The sequence below is a fragment of the Mesorhizobium sp. WSM4841 genome (assembly GCF_055811515.1).
In genome coordinates this window covers 227,098-247,246 of record NZ_JBVVQC010000006.1, presented here as the reverse complement: position 1 = coordinate 247,246, position 20,149 = coordinate 227,098, and the positions used below count along the sequence as shown (strand labels likewise).

The window sequence follows — 20,149 nt, the reverse complement described above, 5'->3', positions numbered from 1 at the left end:
CGTAGACTGACGTTCCAGGCCTATCGGCCGAGAAGACGAGGAGAGCGGATGGGCGCCGGTGCCTTGAACCACGATGCCGAACTTCCGAACCCTGACCGGCAGCGGTGGCTGGCCCTTGCGGAAAAAGCCTTGGCCGGCGGATCCTTCGAGGAAAAGCTCGTATCCCATACGGACGATGGCGTCCGCATCGAGCCGCTCTATGATCGTTCGGTCACCGCAGAGCCTCTCGCGCGGGCAAATCCCAGATCGCCGTGGATCGTCAGCCAGCGTATCGACGACCCCGATGTCGGCCGCGCCAAAGCCCAGGCCCTGGAAGACGTCGCACAGGGCGCCACCGGATTGTCGCTTGTCTTCGAAGGCGCGCCGAATGCGTTCGGCTACGGCCTGCCGAGGACTGCCGAGGCGCTGGAGACCGTGCTCGACGGCGTGCCGCTCAACCATATCCAGGTCCGCATCGACGCGCATCCCTGGAGCCGCGCGGTGGCCGACTGGCTGGTTGCGTTCTTGAGTAAGCGGCGGTCGGACCCGGCAAAGCTCAACCTTTCCTTTGGTATCGATCCAGCGGCGATTTTTGCCGGAACCGGCCGGTTGCGGATGTCGATCGAGGCCCTGCAGGCATCGATGCCGCAGTCCCTGGCACATTTTTTCTCGATGGGCGTGCCCGGGGTTCTGCTGGAGGCAGACGGACGCGTCTTCCACAATGCCGGCGCCACCGAAGCGCAGGAGCTGGGCGCCATGATGGCTTCGGCGGTCTCTTATCTCCGGATGTTCGAGGAGGCGCGCCAGCCGCTCGTCTATGCGGCGCCCCATATCGGCTTTGCGCTGAGCGTCGACCAGGATCAATTCGTGTCGATGGCCAAGGTCAGGGCTTTGCGCAGGCTGTGGGCGCGCGTTCAGGAGGCATGCTCGATCGCCGCCTCCACCGCCAACATCCATGCCGAGACGTCCTTCCGCATGATGACTTCGGCGGACCCGGAAACGAACATCCTGCGTACCGCGATCGCCGGTTTTGCCGCGGCAGCCGGCGGGGCGGATTCGATCTCCATCCTGCCGCATACGATCGCGCATGGCCTGCCGGCGGGCTTTGCCCGCCGTGTCGCCCGCAATACGCAACTGATCATGGCCAGCGAAAGCCATATCGATCATGTGGCCGACCCTGCTTGCGGTTCGGGCGCAGTTGAAGCGCTGACCGCCGAACTCTGCGAAGCGGCGTGGGAAGAATTCCAGCGGATCGAGGCGGAAGGCGGCGTGCTGTCCAGCCTGCAGCAAGGACACATCCAGAAACGGGTTCAGGCGGCCGCCGCCCGCCGCAATGCTGCCTATCAGGCGGGCGATCGGGCCATCATCGGCACGACGCTTCACCCGTCGAAGACCGAACGTCCGGTCGAAACGCTGGCGGCGGAGCGGCGGGCTGCCGTCACCGAGGGCGTGGCGGTGTGCGAGCCGCTGTTTCCGATCCGCCTCGATCAATCGATCGGAGCAGCGCCATGATCCCGGATTTCAGCCAGATCGGCTGGTCGGCGCCGCGCCGGGCGCCGATCGAGGTCAAGGGCCAGCGGATGACCCCGGAAGGGCTGGCCATCAAGCATCTGTACAACCAGGGCGACCTCCAGGGGTTACCGCATCTCGACACCTATCCGGGCCTGTCGCCATTCGTGCGCGGCCCCTACCCGACCATGTATGTCCAGCAGCCGTGGACGATCCGGCAATATGCCGGCTTCTCGACGGCGGAAGAGTCGAATGCCTTTTATCGGCGCAACCTTGCAGCCGGCCAGAAGGGACTGTCGGTCGCTTTCGACCTCGCCACGCATCGCGGCTACGACAGCGATCATCCGCGTGTTGCCGGCGATGTCGGCATGGCCGGCGTCGCCATCGATTCCATCCTCGACATGCGCCAGCTCTTCGACGGCATCCCGCTTGACGAGATGACGGTGTCGATGACCATGAACGGCGCGGTGCTGCCGATCATGGCGCTCTACATCGTGGCGGCGGAAGAACAGGGCGTTGCGCAGAAGGACCTCGCCGGGACCATTCAGAACGACATTCTGAAAGAGTTCATGGTGCGCAACACCTACATCTATCCGCCAAAACCTTCGATGCGGATTGTGGCGGACATCTTCTCCTACACGTCGCAGCACATGCCGAAGTTCAATTCGATTTCGATCTCCGGCTATCACATGCAAGAGGCAGGTGCGACCGCCGACCTCGAGCTCGCCTACACGATCGCCGACGGCATCGAATATGCCCGCGCCGGTGTCGCGGCGGGTCTCGATATCGACCGTTTCGCGCCGCGCCTTTCCTTCTTCTGGGCGATCGGCATGAACTTCTTCATGGAGGTCGCCAAGCTAAGGGCAGCCCGCCTTTTGTGGTCGAACCTGATGCTGAAGAACTTCTTGCCGAAGGACGAGCGCTCGCTGTCGCTGCGTACCCATTGTCAGACTTCGGGCTGGTCGCTGACGGCGCAGGACCCCTACAACAACATCATCCGCACCATGATCGAGGCGATGGCGGCGACGCAGGGTCATACGCAATCGCTGCACACCAACGCCTTCGACGAGGCGATGGCGCTGCCGACCGACCATTCGGCTCGTATCGCCCGCAACACGCAGCTCATCCTGCAAAAGGAATCCGGTACCACCCGCATCATCGATCCATGGGGAGGCTCTGCCTATCTCGAACGGCTGACGCATGACCTGGCGGCGCGCGCGCTTGCCCATATCGAAGAGGTCGAAAGGCTGGGCGGGATGGCCGCCGCAATCGAAAAAAACATACCGAAGCTGCGCATCGAAGAGGCCGCCGCGCGCACGCAGGCGCGGATCGATTCCGGCGAGCAGATACTGGTCGGCGTCAACGCCCATCGTCCGGAGACGGACATCAAAGTCGACGTGCTGAAGATCGACAACGCCGAAGTCAGAGCCCGTCAATTGTCGAAACTGCAACGGCTGAAAGGCACGCGCGACGTCGGTGCCGTCGAGAGCGCACTGAGTGCGCTGAGCCGCGCTGCGGAGAGCGGCGAAAATCTGCTGGAGTTCGCCATTCGCGCCGCGCGCGCCAACGCCACGGTCGGCGAGATTTCGCTGGCTCTGGAAAAGGTCTTCGGCCGCCATGTCGCTTCGGTCCAGACGATCTCCGGCGTCTATCGCAAGGCGCTCGGCGACAATCCGGTGGTCGACCGGCTGCAGGACAAGATCGTGGTGTTCGAGGAGAAGTCCGGCGGCAAGCCGCGCATTCTCGTCGCTAAGATGGGGCAGGACGGCCACGATCGCGGCCAGAAGGTCATCGCCACGGCCTTTGCCGATCTCGGCTTCGACGTGACCGTTGGGCCGATGTTCCAGACGCCGGACGAGATCGCCAGGCTCGCGGTCGAGCACGACGTGCATATCATCGGCGCCTCGTCGCTGGCGGCGGGCCATTTGACGCTCATTCCCGAACTCAAGGACGCGCTGAAGAAGCTCGGCCGCGATGGCATATTGATCGTCGCCGGCGGCGTTATCCCGCCGCAGGATTACGGTGCTGTGCTGCAGGCGGGGGCCGCGGAGATCTTCCCGCCGGGCACGGTCATCCCCGAGGCCGCCGACCGGCTGATGGACCGGCTGTTGCAGGCTGGATGAGCCGTTATAATATATGTTGTAACGGGGGCGGGTTTCGTTATAATTGGTGTCGCAACAAGAGTGCAGCGCCATGAACACGACCATCCGCAAGATCGGCAATTCCGAAGGCGTCATCCTGCCGAGGGAGCTTCTCGATCGTCTGAACCTGAAGGCTGGCGACCAGCTTCAGATCGTTGAAACCGGTGATGGCCTTGCGCTGAAGCCGGTGGACGATAGCTTCGAGCGGCAAATGAAAGCTGCCCGCGAGGTGATGGACAAATACAAAGTGGCGCTTCAAAAGCTCGCCGAATGAGCTGGCAATTCCTGAGCCGGCGCGCCGTGGAAGCGATGCACGCGGAGCAGCTGCGCCGGCATGGCGGCGCGCAGGGCTTGCGAGACGAGAATGCTCTTGAACCGGCGCTCGCCCGAGCCGAGAACAAGGCAAACTATGGTGATCCATCGATCGAGGATCTGGCTGCGGCCTATATCTTCGGCATCGCCAGAAATCACGCCTTTGTCGACGGCAACAAGCGCACGGCCATCGTCGCCGCCGGCGCGTTCCAAATTGTCAACGGCTATACGCTGACGGCCGACAACGGCACGATCTATGAATTCGTCATGGGCGTCGCCGCCGGCGAGATCGACGAGGCTGGGGCGGCGGCATTCTTCCGCGACCATGTCGTCAAGATCGAGGTCTAATTGTCGGAGAGCTTGACGATTTCCCACTCCTTGCCGTTCACCACGGCAATTTCGCCGACCTTCTTGCCGAACAAAGCCAGGGCCATCGGTGAAACATGGGAAATCGTGCCCTTGGCCGGATCGGCCTCATCCTCGCCGACGATCTTCCAGTGCACCTTCCTGCCGTCATCGCCTTCCAGCGTGACACCCATGCCGAAGCGAACCAGGTCGCTGCCCGGTTCCGGCACGGAAAGCTCGGCGCTTTCACGCCGCGCGGTCCAGTAGCGCAGGTCGCGCGAGATGAGCGCGATGCGCTCGCGGTCGGCCCTCTTCTCCGCTCTGGCCAGATCATCGCGCAGGACAGCCAGTTCGGCGTCGATCAGCGCCAGGCCGCGTTGCGTCACCAGATTGCGATGCTGACTGATCGGCCGCTCGCCGATGCCGGCGATGGCGTTTTCGCTATCCTCTTCGCGCGTGAAGGCTCTGCTCATTAGTCGAGCTTATGCCTCGCGCGGCGACTTCACAAGCTATTGCCGGCAAACCGGATCGGCCGATCCGGTCTGGCACGATTCCTGCGGCGTGACGGCCGAACGCTGGGACTCTGTGCCGATGTTGAACAGACGAAAATTTCTCGCACAAACCGCCGGCTTTGCCGTCCTGGGCCTCTCGCTCGGCAAGGCAGCGGCGGCCAGCCTGCCCGGCATCGACAATGCCCCGATGCGCGGCTCGATCAACGCTGCCGACCTCGGCGTGCAGCCCGGCGCGCTTGACGACCAGAGCGAGGCCTTCGCCACGCTGCTGCGCGAGGCAAACGACCGCGACATGCCGGTGTTCCTGCCGCCGGGAACCTATGTTGTATCCAACCTTTCGCTGCCCAGCCGTATCAGACTTTCCGGCGTGCCGGGCGCATCGCGGATCGTCTATGGCGGCAACGGCCACCTGCTCATGGCCGAACAGGCTGAGCATATCGAATTCACCGGATTGGTATTCGACGGCACCAACCGCTGGATGGGCGATTACGCGCAAGGCCTGCTCGACCTTCGCCGCGTCGCTCACCTCGTCATCGACAATTGCCAGATATCAGGCAGCGGCAAGAACGGCCTGGCGCTCGAGCACGCTTCGGGTCGCATCGAGCGCTCGGAAATATCGGGCGCGGCCGACGCCGGCATCTATTCGGTCGAAGCCGCCGGCCTGGAGATATCAGGCAACACCGTTTCCGACTGCGCCAATGGCGGTATCCTCGTGCACCGCCGGCAAGCGGCCGAGGACGGCACCATCGTCAGCGGCAACCGCGTCGAGCGCATTCAGGCGCGTAGCGGCGGAACCGGCCAGAACGGCAACGGCATCAATGCGTTCCGCGCCGGCAACGTCGTCATCTCGGGCAATATCGTCTCGGATTGTGCGTTTTCGGCGATCCGCGCCAACAGCGCCAGCAACCTGCATATCGCCGGCAACACCTGCTCGCGGTCGGGCGAGACGGCGCTCTATTCCGAATTCTCCTTCGAGGGGGCGATCGTCAGCAACAACATCGTCGATGGCGCCGCCAACGGCATCTCTATCGTCAATTTCAACGAAGGCGGCCGCATGGGCGTGTGTTCGGGAAACATCGTCCGCAACCTCTCGACCAGCGGCCCCTACCCTGCCGATCCGCCCGGTTTCGGTGTCGGTATCAACGTTGAGGCGGATACAACCGCCTTCGGCAACGTCGTCGAGAATGCGCCGCTCTACGGCATGCACATCGGCTGGGGGCCGTTCATGCGCAATGTAGTCGCCACGGGAAATATCATTCGCAAGGCCGGAACCGGCATCGCCGTCACCGTGGTCGAGGGCGCCGGCACGGCGGTCATCTCCGACAATGTCATCGATGGCGCCCAAAACGGCGCTATCGTCGGCCATCGCTGGGCCGAGCCGGTGACCGGCGATCTCGCCTCATCAAGCAATGCCGGCTATGCGCATCTGACCATCGAGCGCAATCATGTGAGTTGAATGCCCGTCCTCAGTGCAACAGTGGGGCGGAGTGCGCCGACCTTGGCGCCGATCCGGCTTTGGATGGGTGGATTTGCCTGTTCGATCAGCTTCTCCGCCAGTGCCTTGTTGGCGTGCAAAAGCCTGGCCATGCCTGCCGCGACCATGACTTCAGCGGCGCGGCCAGCGCCATCATCGCATTTGAGCGCAATGCCAAGGCCAAGCTCCGGAAGGGCTGCGCAATAGACGCCTTCGGCCCCTCCCTTGACAAAAATCCGGCCGGGTGCGGCCTCCATCAGCGCAACATCGGCCCTGCCTGTGCCGGCGACCAGAAAGGGCTCGGCCATGCAGGCGGAAAGCAGCCGCTTTGCGGCTTTGGCGCGCACGGGTTCAAAGCCGACCCCGGTCGCCATGCGGGCAAAGCCGAGCGCGAAGCTGCGTAGCGGCACGGCATAGGTCGGGATCGAGCAGCCGTCAGTACCGCAATGATCGAAATCATGGGCGGCACCGGTCACCGCCTGCATCGCATCGCGCACCATCTCCTGCGAGGCATGGCCTGATTTGACATAGCCGCGATGGGCGATGCCGGCGTGGACGCAGGTGCAGAGAAAGCCCGCATGCTTGCCAGAACAATTGTTGTGCAGCGCATTTGGCAAGTTGCCGGCGCTGGCAAGCGCAAGCGTCGCGTCGTGGCCGGATGGCCAATGTGCGCCGCATTCCAGCGCCGCCTCGTCCAGCCCGGCCTTCGCCAGCATCGCCCGCGCCAGTTCGACATGCGCCGGCTCGCCGGAATGCGAAGCGCAGGCTAGCGCTAGTTCGCGGTCGCCGAAACCATACGCATCGGCCGCGCCGCTTTCGACCAGCGGCAGCGCCTGAATCGCCTTGACCGCCGAGCGTGGGAACACAGGGCGGACCGTATCGCCGATTTCCCAGACCGGCTTGCCATCGGCATCGAAGACCGCAATGGCGCCACGATGGGCGCTCTCGACCACGGCGCCGCGCAAAACTTCGACCAGAACCGGATTCGTCATGATTTCCCCGCTAACGCATGACCTCGAAAGTCATGCGTAAAATCAAAGTGTTACAGCGTCCTTTGCGCGCCCGGAAGGGCGCGCGGCGCTGTAATGCGGGCCGCTTTTATCTGATCCGATCGAGAATGGAAACGTAGTTGGCGACCGCAGCGCCGCCCATGTTGAAGATGCCGCCGAGCCTTGCTCCCGGTACCTGGATGCCGCCGGCCTCGCCGACGAGTTGCATGGCGCTCAGCACGTGCATCGAGACGCCGGTGGCGCCGATCGGGTGCCCCTTGGCCTTCAGCCCGCCGGACGGATTGACCGGCAGCCGGCCATCCTTCGCCGTCTCGCCGTCCAGCGCCAGTTTTGCGCCCTCGCCCGGTTTCGCCAGTCCCATCGCCTCATATTCGATCAGCTCGGCGATGGTGAAGCAGTCATGCGTCTCGACGAAGGACAGATCATCGAGCGTCACACCAGCCCTCTTCAGCGCCTGGTTCCAGGCCTGTTCGCAGCCTTCGAACGCCAGGATATCGCGCTTCGACATCGGCAGGAAATCCTGCACATGCTCGTTGGCGCGGAAGGCGACGGCGCGGCGCATCTTTAACGCAGTCGCCGTGTCGGCAAGGACCAGGGCGGCGGCGCCGTCCGAAACCAGCGAGCAGTCGGTGCGTTTCAGAGGGCCAGCGACGAAGGGGTTCTTCTCGCTCTCATGCCGGCAGAACTCATAGCCGAAATCCTTGCGCATCTGCGCATAGGGATTGTCGACGCCGTTCTTGTGGTTCTTGGCGGCGATCATCGCCAGCGCGTCCGACTGGTCGCCATAGCGCTGGAAATAGGCTTGGGCGATCTTGCCGAAAACGCCGGCGAAGCCTGCCGGCGTGTCGCCCTCCTCGGGCAGATAAGAGGCCTTGAGAAGGTTCTTGCCGATTTCTGGACCTGATGTCGTCGTCATCTGCTCGGCGCCGACCACCAGCACGATGCGGGCGGCATTGGCGTCGATGGCGCGGATGCCTTGCCTGACCGCCGCCGAACCGGTGGCGCAAGCGTTCTCGACGCGGGTCGCCGGCTTGAAGCGCAGCCGGTCGTCGGCCTGCAGGACCAGGCTTGCGGTGAAATCCTGTGCGGAAAAGCCGGCATTGAAGTGACCAAGCACGATCTCGTCGACCTCGTCCGGACCGATGCCGGCATGATCGAGCGCCTCGCTAGCCACCTTGGTGATCAGGCCCTCCAGCGTCTCGCCTTCGAGCTTGCCGAAACGCGAATGCGCCCAGCCGACGATGCATGCTGTCATGGTTTATCTCCATCCTGCGGGCCGGGCTACGCGATGTCGCAGCGCCTCAGCATTGTTCAAGCATGAACCGTTCCAGCGACTTCGTGAAGGGGCCAGAACCACACAATCGCTTGATCTTGAGTATCTGGTCACGGCACCTGACTTTTGCCACCAAATCAGGCTGGATTTTTGTTGATTGATCCGTCAATAAAAAATAATCTCGTCGCAACAGGCCGGAGCAAGAATGCCGAAAGTCGGAATGGAGCCGTTGCGCCGCAGGGCGCTGATCGACGCGACGATCTCGGCGATCGGCGAGCGCGGTTCGCTTGATGTGACGATGTCGGAAATCGCCGGGCGCGCCGGCGTGTCCTCGGCGCTTGCCCATCACTATTTCGGCGCCAAGGACGAACTTTTGCTGGCGACGATGCGGCACATCCTGGCCGAGCTGACCGCCGACATGCGGCGCGCGCTTCGATCGGCCAGCACGGCACGCCAGCGCGTTTCAGCCGTGGTCGCCGTCAATTTCTCCGAAGTCCAGTTCCAGCCGGAAACGATCGCCGCCTGGCTGGCCTTCTATGTCGAGGCGCAGAAATCGTCGGCACTGCGCCGGCTGCTCAAGGTCTATGCGCGACGGCTGCATTCCAATCTGTTGAGCGGGCTGACCGGCATCCTGCCGAGAAGCGAAGCCGACCGGGTCGCCGAGGCGACAGCGGCGCTGATCGACGGGCTCTACATCAGGCGCGCGCTGAAGGACGGCGTGCCCAATGCCGCGACCGCGATCGCACTGATCGAGGATTACCTCGAAACGAAACTCAGCCGCCGGAGCGCGCAGTGACGTCCAAGCGACCCAATTTCCTGATCGTCATGGTCGATCAGCTCAACGGCACATTGTTCCCGGACGGACCGGCGGACTTCCTGCATGCGCCGCATCTGAAGGCGCTGGCCGCTCGTTCGGCGCGCTTCAAAAACAATTACACCGCCTCGCCGCTCTGCGCGCCGGGGCGCGCCTCGTTCATGAGCGGCCAGTTGCCGTCGCGCACCGGGGTCTACGATAACGCCGCCGAATTCGTCTCGTCGATCCCGACCTTCGCTCATCATCTGCGCGCCGCCGGCTACTACACCTGCCTGTCCGGGAAGATGCATTTCGTCGGGCCGGACCAGTTGCACGGTTTCGAGGAGCGGCTGACCACTGACATCTATCCCGCCGATTTCGGCTGGACGCCGGATTACCGTAAGCCCGGCGAGCGGATCGACTGGTGGTATCATAATCTCGGCTCGGTTGCCGGCGCCGGCGTCGCCGAGATCACCAACCAGATGGAGTATGACGACGAGGTGGTGTTCCTGGCCACGCAGAAACTCTATCAGCTTTCGCGCGAACAGGATGATGCGAACCATCGGCCCTGGTGCCTCACCGTTTCGCTGTCGCACCCGCACGATCCCTATGTCGCGCGCAAGCAGTATTGGGATCTCTACGAAAACTGCCAGGCGCTCGACCCAGAAACAGGGTTCATCGCGCATGACGAGCAGGATGTGCATTCGCAGCGGCTGTACCGCGCAAGCGACTATCCCTCGTTCGAGATCACCCCTGAGCAGGTGCGACGTTCGCGGCGCGGCTATTTCGCCAACATCTCCTATGTCGACGACAAGCTCGGCGAGCTTCTGGACGTTCTCAGCCGAACACGCATGCTCGACGATACCGTCATCCTGTTCTGCTCGGACCACGGCGACATGCTCGGCGAACGCGGCCTGTGGTTCAAGATGAGCTTCTTCGAAGGCTCGGTGCGGGTGCCGCTGATGATCGCCGGCAAGGGCATACCAGCCGGGCTGATCGATGCGCCGGTCTCCAATCTCGACGTCACGCCGACGCTTTGCGACCTCGCCGGCATCGATATCGGGGCGATCGCGCCATGGACCGACGGCCAGTCGCTGCTGCCGCTCACAGAGGGCAGGCAGCGCACCGCGCCTGTGTTGATGGAGTATGCAGCGGAAGGCTCCTGCGCGCCCTTGGTGGCGATCCGCGACGGCAGATACAAGTTCGTCCATTGCGAGCTTGACCCGCCGCAGCTGTTCGATCTCGAAGCCGATCCGCTCGAGCGAGACAATTTGGCCGACGACCCGGTCAATGCGGACCTGGTGGCGACGTTCATGGACAAGGTTCGGGCGCGCTGGGACATGGCCGGCTTCGACGCCGCCGTGCGCGAAAGCCAGGCGCGCCGCTGGGTCGTCTATCCGGCGCTGCGCAATGGCGCCTACTACCCCTGGGATTTCCAGCCGCTGCAAAAGGCATCGGAGCGCTACATGCGCAATCACATGAACCTCGACAATCTCGAAGAGAGCAAAAGGTATCCGCGAGGCGAATGATGACAACCCTTGTCCCCTCCCTCGATCACCTCAAACAGGCGTATGCCGTCACCGCCAAGGCTACGCAGATCACGCCGCTGCTGGAGTCAGCGGCCTTGGCCAGAGAGACCGGTGCAGCTCGTGTCTTCGTCAAGCCGGAGTCGCTGCAATGGGCGGGTTCCTTCAAGGTGCGCGGCGCCTACTGGCGGCTGAAGCGGCTTTCGTCCGATGAAGCCAGGAAGGGCGTCGTCGCCTATTCCTCCGGCAATTTCGCGCAAGGGTTGGCCGCCGCCGGCCAGGCGCTGGGCATTCCGGTGACCATCGTCATGCCGATCGACGCGCCGGCCGCCAAGCGCGACGCAACGACCGGCTACGGCGCGCGCGTGGTGCTGACCGACCATGGCGAGCGCGCGCGTGAGGAGGTTGCCGCCGCCACGGCGCGCGAGATCGCCGAGACCGAGGGGCTGGCGCTGCTGCATCCGTTCGACGATCCAGAGATCGTCGCTGGCCAGGCTGGTGTGGGGCTGGAAGCACTCGAGCAACTCGATGCCAGGGATGCCAGCGCCGATCTTCTGTTCTGTTCGGTCGGCGGCGGCGGGCTGATCGGCGGCGTTTCGCTGGCTTTCCACTATCTGTCGCCGGCGACCGAGATCATCGGCGTCGAGCCGGAAGGTTTCAACGGCATGGGCTCGTCGCTCGCGCATGGCGTCATCGAAACCATGCCGATCGGGCCGAAATCGATATGCGACGGGCTGATGGCGCGCAAGCCCGGCGACGCGCCATTCGCGGCGGTCAGAACCGCGGGCGTTCGCGGCATCACCGTCGACGATCAATCGGTGCGCCGCGCGATGCGCATCGCCTTCGAGCGGATGAAGCTGGTGCTGGAACCCTCGGGCGCTGCATCGCTGGCGGCGTTGCTCGGCGGCAAGGTGGATGCGCGCGGCAAGACCGTGCTCGTGGTGGCGACCGGCGGCAATGTCTCGCTCGCCGATTTCATGGTGCACATGAACCATGCTTGAGGCGGATTTCGTTATCATCGGCTCCGGCTCGGCCGGCTCGGCCATGGCCTACCGGCTTTCGGAGGACGGCAAGCATTCGGTGATCGTCATCGAATTTGGCGGCAGCGACGTCGGGCCGCTGATCCAGATGCCGTCGGCGCTGTCGATCCCGCTCAACATGAGCCTCTATGACTGGGGCTTTGCCAGCGAGCCGGAGCCGCATCTCGGCGGCCGCGTGCTGGCGACGCCGCGCGGCAAGGTCATCGGCGGCTCGTCCTCGATCAACGGCATGGTCTATGTACGCGGCCACGCCCGCGATTTCGACCATTGGGCCGAACAGGGCGCGGCCGGCTGGGGGTTTGCCGACGTGCTCCCCTATTTCAAGCGCATGGAGGACGCCAACGGCGGCGAGAATGGCTGGCGCGGCCACGGCGGCCCGCTGACCGTGCAGCGCGGCTCGAGGACGAACCCACTCTACGGCGCCTTTGTCGAGGCAGGCCGTCAGGCCGGCTTCGAGCTGACCGACGACTACAACGGCGCTAAGCAGGAAGGCTTTGGGCCGATGGAACAGACCATTCGCGGCGGCCGCCGCTGGTCGGCGGCGAGCGCCTATCTCAGGCCGGCGCTCAGGCGGAAAAATGTTAGCCTGATCAACGGCTTCGCCCGGCGGGTGATCATCGAGAATCAACGCGCCACCGGTGTCGAGATCGAAACGCGCAAACGGATTCAGGTGGTCAAGGCGCGACGTGAAGTGATCGTTGCCGCGTCCTCGATCAATTCGCCCAAAATCCTGATGCTGTCCGGCATCGGCCCGGCCGAACATCTCAGGGAATACGGCATTCAGGTGCTCGCCGACCGGCCCGGCGTCGGCCGCAACCTGCAGGACCATATGGAGCTCTATATCCAGCAGGAATCGACGCAGCCGATCACGCTGAATTCGGTGCTGAACCCGTTGTCGAAGGCACTGATCGGCGCGCAATGGCTGTTCTTCAAGTCGGGTCTTGGCGCAACCAACCATTTCGAGGCGGCCGCCTTCGTGCGCTCGCGCGCCGGCGTCGACTATCCCGACATCCAGTATCATTTCATCCCGGCGGCGGTCCGCTATGACGGCAGGGCGGCGGCGAAAGCACATGGTTTCCAGGCGCATGTCGGGCCGATGCGATCGAAGTCGCGCGGTTCTGTCATGCTGCGCTCGCCCGATCCGAGATCGAAGCCGGTGATCCGCTTCAACTACATGTCGCATCCGGACGACTGGACCGAGTTCCGCCACTGCATCCGGCTGACACGAGAGATCTTCGGCCAGTCGGCATTCGACCCTTATCGCGGCAGGGAGATCTCGCCGGGCTCGAACGTGCAATCGGACGACGATCTCGATGCCTTCATTCGCGATCACGCCGAAAGCGCCTACCACCCTTGCGGCACCTGCAAGATGGGCCGCACCGATGATCCGATGAGCGTCGTCGATCCGGAATGCCGTGTCATCGGTGTCGAAGGGCTGCGGGTCGCCGATTCTTCGATCTTCCCGCGCGTCACCAATGGCAATCTCAACGCGCCGTCGATCATGACCGGCGAAAAGGCCGCCGACCACATTCTCGGCCGCACGCCGCTGGCGCCGTCCAACCAGGAACCATGGATCAATCCGCGCTGGCAGGCATCGGACAGATAAGCCATGATCTGACGGACTGTCCGCCCGCCGGTCCCGGCGAAAGACAATTTTGGAGAAGTTCCCATGCGCGCCCAGCCAAAGGCATCGCATTATGTCAACGGACGCTACATCGACGACGAGCAGGGTGCGCCGCTGACGGTCATCTATCCGGCAACCGGCGAGACCATCGCGATGCTGCGTTCGGCGACGCCGAACGTTCTGGAACTGGCGATCGAAGCAGCGCGTGCAGCACAACCGGCCTGGGCGCGGCTGAAGCCGGTCGAGCGCGGACGCATCCTGCGCCGAGCCGCCGACATCTTGCGCGCGCGCAACGCCGATCTGGCGCGCATCGAGACGCTGGATACAGGCAAGGCGATCCAGGAGACGCTGGTGGCGGACGCGCCATCGGCAGCCGACTGCCTCGAATATTTCGGCGGCGTGGTCGCTGCCTTTAATGGCGAGTCCATCGATCTCGGCGGCCCCTTTGCTTATACAAGACGCGAGGCGCTGGGCGTCTGCGTCGGCATCGGCGCCTGGAACTATCCCATCCAGATCGCCGGCTGGAAATCGGCACCAGCGCTCGCCATGGGCAACGCCATGGTGTTCAAGCCGTCGGAGGACACGCCGCTGTCGGCGCTGGCGCTCGCCGAAATCTATACAGAAGCCGGCCTTCCCGACGGGCTGTTCAACGTCGTGCAAGGCTATGGCGATGTCGGCGCCGGCCTTGTCGGGCACGATGTCGTCGCCAAGGTCTCGGTGACCGGGTCGGTGCCGACCGGGCGCAAGGTGCTGTCGCTCGCCGGCTCGAAGATGAAGCATGCCACCATGGAGCTCGGCGGCAAGTCGCCGCTGATCGTCTTCGACGATGCCGATCTCGAAAACGCCATCGGCGGCGCCATGCTCGGCAATTTCTATTCGACCGGCCAGATCTGCTCCAACGGCACACGGGTGTTCGTGCAGAAGGGCATCCACGACCGTTTCGTCGAACGTCTGACCGAGCGGACCAAGAAGATCCGTATCGGCGATCCGCTCGACCAGGAAACGCAGATGGGGCCGCTTGTCTCCAAGGCCCAGCACGAGAAAGTTATCGGCTATATCGAAGCCGGCAAGCAGGATGGCGCCGTGCTCGCCTGCGGCGGCAACGTGCCCTCGCTGCAGGGTTTCCAAGGCGGCTTCTTCGTCGAGCCGACGGTCTTCACCGGCGTCACCGACACGATGCGCATCGCGCGCGAGGAGATTTTCGGACCGGTGATGAGCGTGCTGAAATTCGACGATGAGGACGAGGTGATCGACCGCGCCAACGACACCGAATTCGGCCTTGCGGCCGGCGTGTTCACGCGCGACCTGCCGCGCGCCCACCGCGTCATCGCCGAGCTGCAGGCCGGCACCTGCTGGATCAACGCCTATAATCTGACGCCGGTCGAAATTCCGTTCGGCGGCTTCAAGCAGTCCGGTATCGGCCGCGAAAATTCGCTGGCGGCGCTGGCGCTCTATTCGCAGCTGAAGTCGGTCTATGTCGAGACCGGGGATGTGGCGAGCCCCTATTGAGGCTCGCGGCTACTGCTGGTCAGCCGCTGTATTTGCCCGACTGGAAATCCGGTCGGATGCGAGCTCGATGAATTCCTTGACGAGGGGCGAAAGATGCCGGCTGCTCGGATATAGGACATGCAGCCCGCCGACCGGAGTCGTGTAGTCCCGGAGAACGCGGCTCAGCCGCCCCCCATTGATGAGGGGCTCGGCGATGCTGTGCGGCAATTGGGCGATGCCGAAGCCTGCGAGCGTGGCCGCAACGACCGCCTGCATTTCATTCGCGGCGAAGCGCCCGGCCACCGTGACCGTTTCCTGACCGTGTGGCCCGTCCAGCACCCAATGGGTGCCCGAGGTCGAAGGGCCTGCGATGACGCACTGGTGGTGCGCGAGATCCGCCAGGCGTTCCGGCATCCCGTGCCTTGCGAGATAGTCCGGGCTGGCGCAGAGCAGCCTGTGCGTGGAACCGAGTTTGCGGGCAATCAGCGTCGAATCCTGAAGGATGCCGGTTCGGAAGGCGAGATCTATACCATCCTCAACCAGGTTGAGCTTGTCGTCGGTCAGGCGGAGCTCGACCTTGGTTTTTGGATACATCGCAAGAAAGTCGACCACCGCCTGGGTGAGGAAATAGCCGCCGAAGCCGACAGGAGCCGAAACGCGGATCGTGCCCGATGGCTCCGCTCTTGCTTCCGCGAGGCGCAAATTTGCTTCCTCAATCGTCCGCAGCGCCTGGCTGCTCTGCTCGTAATAGAGGCGTCCAGCGTCCGTCATATTGAGGCTGCGTGTCGTGCGCTGCAACAGGCGGACCCCGACCTCGCGCTCGAGCGCGGCAATGCGGCGGCTGACCGTCGTCTTGGGCATGGCGAGCAGGCGCGCGGCGGCGGTGAAGCTGCCAGCTTCGACGACGCGAGCGAACACCACGATGTCGTTGAGGTCGAGCATTGTATCCATTGTTGGGACAAAGTTTTCCAATTATAGGTGGTTATGCATCAATGCGATAGGTCCTAATTTTGCTCCAGCGAACGGAAAAGGAGCGAACAAGATGACCACCAAACGAAACGTTCTGGTGACCGGCGCCACAGGCCAGCAAGGCGGCGCAGTTGCGCGTGCTTTGCTGTCGAGTGGTGGACATCGCGTCAAGGCACTGACCCGCAAGCCGGACAGCGATGGCGCACGGCAGCTGGCGTCGGTAGGCGCCGAGATCGTGGCCGGCGATCTCGGCGACACGGCCTCCGTTGTGAAGGCAGTCAAAGACGTCGACACCATGTTCTTGATGGGCAACAGCTACGAAGCCGGGATGGAAGAGGAGACCCGCCAGGGGATTCTAGCCGCCGATGCAGCCAAGGCTGCAGGCGTCGGGCATCTGATCTATTCGTCCGTTGCCGATGCCAACAAGAAAACCGGCATCCCGCATTTCGAAAGCAAATATCTCGTCGAGCAGCATGTCGAACGGCTCGGCATTCCCTATACGATCAGCGCCCCGGTTGCCTTCATGGAGAATTTCGTCGCGCCGTGGTCGATCGGCGCGCTCAGCCAGGGCACGCATGCCTTTGCAATGCCCGCCAAACGTGTCCTCCAGCTGGTCGCACTTGCCGACATCGGCGCCTTCGTTGCCGCCCTGGTCGAGCGACGCGAGCGCGTGTTCGGCAAGCGCTTCGATATTGCGGGAGACGAGTTGTCCGGCGAAGACCAGGCCAAGATCCTTTCGCAGTCCATCGGCCGCCCGATCAACTATCAGGCAATTCCAATCGCGGTGGCCCGCCAACAAAGCGAAGATACGGCGCTGATGTTCGAGTGGTTCGACCGCGTCGGCTATGACGTCGATATCGCGGCTTTACACCGAGATTTCCCGGAGGTCCGCTGGCACAGTTTTGCCGACTGGGCGCGGGAGTTCGACTGGCGTGCCCCTGAGCGGGCTTATTCCGCTGCCTGAGTTCCTGTAGACATGATCGGCCGATGAAAACTGGGGAGCGGACCAGCTGTTGGGAAAATTTGGTCCGCTCCCCCACCGTGGCCTTCTCACGCCGCGATGAAATGAGAAAACCTAAAAAGTCTGGTTATAGGCGCCGACTTCAGGGCTGCGGCGCAGCACCGCATCGACGGCTTCGAACATCTGCCGGCGCCGCTCGGATGACACCGGGCTCTCCACCACGACGACAAGTTCCGGCTTGTTCGACGACGCCCGCACCAGGCCCCAGGTGCCGTCCTCGGCCACGACGCGCACGCCATTGACGGTTATCAGATCGGCGATCTTCTGGCCGGCGAAGACCGTGCCGTCCTGCTTCATTGCCTGAAAATCGGAAACGACCCGCTCGACCACGCCGTATTTCAGCTCGTCGGCGCAGTGCGGCGACATGGTCGGCGTGCCGAAGGTCAGCGGCAGGTCGCGATAGAGATCGGCCATGCTGCTGGTCGGGCTGCGATCCAGCATCTGACAGATGGCGATAGCTGTGATGAGACCATCGTCATAGCCGCGCCCTATCGGCGGATTGAAGAAGAAGTGACCGGATTTCTCGAAACCGGCGATGGCGCCAAGCTCGGCCACGCGCCGTTTTATGTAGGAATGGCCGGTCTTCCAATAGTCGGTGATGGCGCCATCGGCGCGCAACGCGGCGTCGGTGTTGAACAATCCGGTCGACTTGACGTCAACGACGAAAGTCGAGCCGGGATGCAGTCGCGCGATATCGCGCGCAAGCATGACGCCGACCTTGTCGGCGAAGATCTCGTTGCCTTCATTGTCGACCACGCCGCAGCGGTCACCATCGCCGTCGAAGCCGAGCCCGACGTCGGCTCCCGTCTCCAGCACCTTGTCGCGGATCGCGTGCAGCATCTTCATGTCTTCGGGATTGGGATTGTAATTCGGAAACGTATGATCGAGCTCGACGTCCAGCGGGATCACCTCGCACCCGATCCGCTCCAGCGCTTCAGGTGCAAAGGCGCCGGCGGTGCCGTTGCCGCAGGCGGCGACCACCTTGAGCTTTCTCGATATGCGCTTGTCCCGGGTCAGGTCGTCGAGATAGGTTTTGCGGAAATCCGCAACGAAGTCATAGGAGCCGCCGCCGATAAGATCGAAGTCGCCGGCAAGCACGATCGTCTTCAATGCGCTCATTTCCTCCGGGCCGAAGGTCAGCGGACGCGCCGCCCCCATCTTGACGCCGCTCCAGCCGTTTTCGTTGTGCGAGGCGGTGACCATGGCGACGGACGGCGTGTCGAGCGCGAACTGGGCGAAATAGGCCATCGGTGACAGCGCCAGCCCGATATCCCTAACCCGCGCGCCGGCGGCCATCAGCCCGGAAACCAGCGCCAGCTTGATCGCCAGCGAATAGGAGCGGAAATCATGACCGGTCACGATATCCGGCCCGGCGCCCAGGCGCCGGATCAGCGTGCCGAGCCCCATGCCGAGCGCCTGGACACCGATCAGGTTGAGCTCAGGCGGCTTCGCAGATCCAGGATGGCCGAACCACCAGCGCGCATCATACTCACGAAAGCCGGACGCCTTGATCAGCGCCGAGGTTTCAAACTCGAAGGTGTTGGGAAGGGCTTCGCTAACGATCTTCAGGGACAAGACAGTAACTCCAAGCGGCTGGATTCAGAGTGGTTTTAACGCAGGTGGCCATGCCTATAACACGAGCCCTTAAGCGGTGTTTATCCCGCAGGGAACTGAAACCCGTATGAGGTTAAGGCGAAAGCGGAAGAAATGCGACAGAAGCGTTGCCATTGGCGCTTGCAGGAACGAAGTGCGGCGGCTATAAGCCCGCGGTCTGGTCACGGAGTGTAGCGCAGCCTGGTAGCGCACATCGTTCGGGACGATGGGGTCGCAGGTTCAAATCCTGCCACTCCGACCAGAAAAAACAAATAGTTAAGCGTTTCCCGAAACTGCCGTCCTCTGGCCGGCGGACTGACCGATGTCTCCTGACAGGCAGTTCGCGGCCAATCGTGTCGGTGCTTGGCACGCGAAGAACGGCAGCCCTAGCCGTACCATTGTAACTCCTGACGGATTCTCCAAAGCAAGGGCCGGCAGAGGTCCCGCCGGCCCACCGCTTCAGTATTTGAACGACCGCCGTGAGTCTTGCTAGTGCGCCATAAGGATCGGCATCGACGGGTCTTCAAGCATCGAGACGGTGACGCCGCCGAAGATGCGCTCGCGCAACCGGGAATGACCATAGGCGCCCATCACCATCAGATCGGCGGCGATGTCGACCGCGTGCCTGCGAAGCACGTCGGCGACTGAATGATCCAAGCTGGGCAGCCGGTCGACCGTGACATTTACGCCATGCCACGCGAGATAGGCAGCGGCGTCGGCTCCGGGTTCGGCCCCGTGGCGGTATTCGTCCTCCACCGGATCGACCATGACAAGGTGCACCTCATCGGCACCTGGCAGCATGTCGAGCGACTCGCGGACGGCACGCGATGACTCCAGACGGGCGTCCCAGGCGATCAGCACGCGTTTCGGCTTCAGTGTCGGCCTCGGTCCCTCGGGGATGAGCAGCAAGGGCTTTCCCGAAGAAAACAATACGCCTTCGATCGCTTTGCTTTTCAGCGTTTCGTTGGCAAGCAACTCCGGTCCAATAGCCGTAATGTCGGCGTAGCGGGCACGGCGGCCGATGGTGTCGTCGGCCCAGCCGGCTTCCAGATATTCGCTGGAGACATCGGCCGAAAGAACCCTGCCGGCGAGAAAAGCCGACACGGCAGCGGTTCGCTTCTTCGACAGATTCTCGTCGGCCTGACGCTGTTCGAGCCAGGCTTCTGAAACGACCGCGGCGTACTCTCCGACTGGTGGCGGCGCAGCAATGGCAACCACCAGAACAGCAAGATGGGCGCCGATCTCGTTGCATAGATCGGCGGCAAGCTTGAGATCGCCGTCTCGCTTGTTCGGTCCCGTAACGGTAAGTATCGTCCTGAAAGCCATGGTGGCTGCTCCCGATTTTGCGTCAAAGCCAAATCGTCGTTGCAATAACAGCGAGACGGCTCGGCGCGTTCCTGGCGCTGAGTGAAGAACGTCGCCACGCATCATTTGATCCGTATCAACGTGGCCAGTGCCGACGCCAATAGGCTTCAGGCCGTTACGTCGTGCCGGAACATGGCGATCGCGACATGCCTGTGTGGTCGCCAACTTTCTTCCG

General features: G+C 63.3%; 17 protein-coding genes and 1 tRNA gene. 12 read left to right on the top strand and 6 right to left on the bottom strand.

Annotated features, from left to right (window positions below):
* The first annotated feature begins 48 nt into the window (after positions 1-48).
* From AC0L14_RS10100 to AC0L14_RS10085, 4 genes are all read left to right on the top strand, one after another.
* The gene (locus AC0L14_RS10100; protein WP_473749354.1) at positions 49-1,491 is read left to right on the top strand and encodes a methylmalonyl-CoA mutase subunit beta; all 1,443 of its coding nucleotides are present in this window, start codon (positions 49-51) and stop codon (positions 1,489-1,491) included.
* Positions 1,488-3,611, top strand: coding sequence for a methylmalonyl-CoA mutase (gene scpA, locus AC0L14_RS10095; protein ID WP_473749353.1), 2,124 nt, complete (start codon positions 1,488-1,490; stop codon positions 3,609-3,611). The genes AC0L14_RS10100 and scpA overlap by 4 nt, the downstream gene beginning before the upstream one ends.
* A gap of 70 nt (positions 3,612-3,681) precedes the next feature.
* Positions 3,682-3,903: an AbrB/MazE/SpoVT family DNA-binding domain-containing protein gene (locus tag AC0L14_RS10090; RefSeq protein WP_095496758.1), complete on the top strand. Its 222-nt coding sequence runs from the start codon at positions 3,682-3,684 to the stop codon at positions 3,901-3,903.
* A complete protein-coding gene (locus AC0L14_RS10085) occupies positions 3,900-4,289 on the top strand; it encodes a type II toxin-antitoxin system death-on-curing family toxin (RefSeq protein WP_473529377.1) in 390 nt (129 codons plus the stop codon). The genes AC0L14_RS10090 and AC0L14_RS10085 overlap by 4 nt, the downstream gene beginning before the upstream one ends.
* Here AC0L14_RS10085 and greA read toward each other — a convergent pair.
* On the bottom strand, positions 4,286-4,759 hold the full coding sequence (gene greA / locus AC0L14_RS10080; protein ID WP_258118353.1) for a transcription elongation factor GreA: 474 nt from the start codon (positions 4,757-4,759) through the stop codon (positions 4,286-4,288). The genes AC0L14_RS10085 and greA overlap by 4 nt on opposite strands.
* 118 nt (positions 4,760-4,877) lie before the next feature.
* Here greA and AC0L14_RS10075 point away from each other — a divergent pair, with 118 nt between their 5' ends.
* Complete coding sequence (locus AC0L14_RS10075) at positions 4,878-6,254, top strand: TIGR03808 family TAT-translocated repetitive protein (RefSeq protein ID WP_473749352.1); 1,377 nt, start codon at positions 4,878-4,880, stop codon at positions 6,252-6,254.
* Here AC0L14_RS10075 and AC0L14_RS10070 read toward each other — a convergent pair.
* Entirely contained in the window at positions 6,242-7,264 is a 1,023-nt protein-coding gene (locus AC0L14_RS10070; protein WP_473749351.1) for an asparaginase, read from the bottom strand. The two genes, AC0L14_RS10075 and AC0L14_RS10070, sit on opposite strands and share 13 nt — an antisense overlap.
* 106 nt (positions 7,265-7,370) lie before the next feature.
* Positions 7,371-8,537 carry an acetyl-CoA acetyltransferase gene (locus tag AC0L14_RS10065; protein ID WP_473529380.1) on the bottom strand — a complete coding sequence of 389 codons (1,167 nt, stop codon included), beginning with the start codon at positions 8,535-8,537 and terminating at the stop codon, positions 7,371-7,373.
* A gap of 223 nt (positions 8,538-8,760) precedes the next feature.
* Here AC0L14_RS10065 and betI point away from each other — a divergent pair, with 223 nt between their 5' ends.
* The 5 genes from betI to betB all read left to right on the top strand — a co-directional run bounded on the left by betI (position 8,761) and on the right by betB (position 15,047).
* On the top strand, positions 8,761-9,351 hold the full coding sequence (betI, locus tag AC0L14_RS10060; RefSeq protein WP_473529381.1) for a choline-binding transcriptional repressor BetI: 591 nt from the start codon (positions 8,761-8,763) through the stop codon (positions 9,349-9,351).
* Complete coding sequence (gene betC, locus AC0L14_RS10055; protein WP_473749349.1) at positions 9,348-10,877, top strand: choline-sulfatase; 1,530 nt, start codon at positions 9,348-9,350, stop codon at positions 10,875-10,877. The genes betI and betC overlap by 4 nt, the downstream gene beginning before the upstream one ends.
* Entirely contained in the window at positions 10,874-11,875 is a 1,002-nt protein-coding gene (locus AC0L14_RS10050) for a threonine/serine dehydratase (protein WP_473749348.1), read from the top strand. Before betC ends, AC0L14_RS10050 begins: the two co-directional genes overlap by 4 nt.
* The gene (gene betA / locus AC0L14_RS10045) at positions 11,868-13,520 is read left to right on the top strand and encodes a choline dehydrogenase (protein ID WP_473749347.1); all 1,653 of its coding nucleotides are present in this window, start codon (positions 11,868-11,870) and stop codon (positions 13,518-13,520) included. The genes AC0L14_RS10050 and betA overlap by 8 nt, the downstream gene beginning before the upstream one ends.
* A 63-nt stretch (positions 13,521-13,583) precedes the next feature.
* Positions 13,584-15,047 carry a betaine-aldehyde dehydrogenase gene (betB, locus tag AC0L14_RS10040; RefSeq protein WP_473749346.1) on the top strand — a complete coding sequence of 488 codons (1,464 nt, stop codon included), beginning with the start codon at positions 13,584-13,586 and terminating at the stop codon, positions 15,045-15,047.
* A gap of 9 nt (positions 15,048-15,056) precedes the next feature.
* On the opposite strand, the gene AC0L14_RS10035 is transcribed toward betB, so the two are convergent.
* Positions 15,057-15,968 carry a LysR family transcriptional regulator gene (locus AC0L14_RS10035; protein WP_473488815.1) on the bottom strand — a complete coding sequence of 304 codons (912 nt, stop codon included), beginning with the start codon at positions 15,966-15,968 and terminating at the stop codon, positions 15,057-15,059.
* A gap of 100 nt (positions 15,969-16,068) precedes the next feature.
* Between AC0L14_RS10035 and AC0L14_RS10030 the strand changes: the two genes are divergently transcribed.
* Positions 16,069-16,959 carry an NmrA/HSCARG family protein gene (locus AC0L14_RS10030; RefSeq protein WP_473749345.1) on the top strand — a complete coding sequence of 297 codons (891 nt, stop codon included), beginning with the start codon at positions 16,069-16,071 and terminating at the stop codon, positions 16,957-16,959.
* Positions 16,960-17,070: 111 nt separating this feature from the next.
* Here the strand turns inward: AC0L14_RS10030 and AC0L14_RS10025 are convergent, their stop codons facing one another.
* Positions 17,071-18,591 carry a phosphomannomutase/phosphoglucomutase gene (locus AC0L14_RS10025; RefSeq protein ID WP_473488782.1) on the bottom strand — a complete coding sequence of 507 codons (1,521 nt, stop codon included), beginning with the start codon at positions 18,589-18,591 and terminating at the stop codon, positions 17,071-17,073.
* Positions 18,592-18,794: 203 nt separating this feature from the next.
* Between AC0L14_RS10025 and AC0L14_RS10020 the strand changes: the two genes are divergently transcribed.
* Positions 18,795-18,871, top strand: a tRNA-Pro gene (locus AC0L14_RS10020).
* A 227-nt stretch (positions 18,872-19,098) separates the two neighbouring features.
* Here AC0L14_RS10020 and AC0L14_RS10015 read toward each other — a convergent pair.
* Positions 19,099-19,935 carry a universal stress protein gene (locus tag AC0L14_RS10015; protein ID WP_473528737.1) on the bottom strand — a complete coding sequence of 279 codons (837 nt, stop codon included), beginning with the start codon at positions 19,933-19,935 and terminating at the stop codon, positions 19,099-19,101.
* Positions 19,936-20,149: the final 214 nt, after the last annotated feature.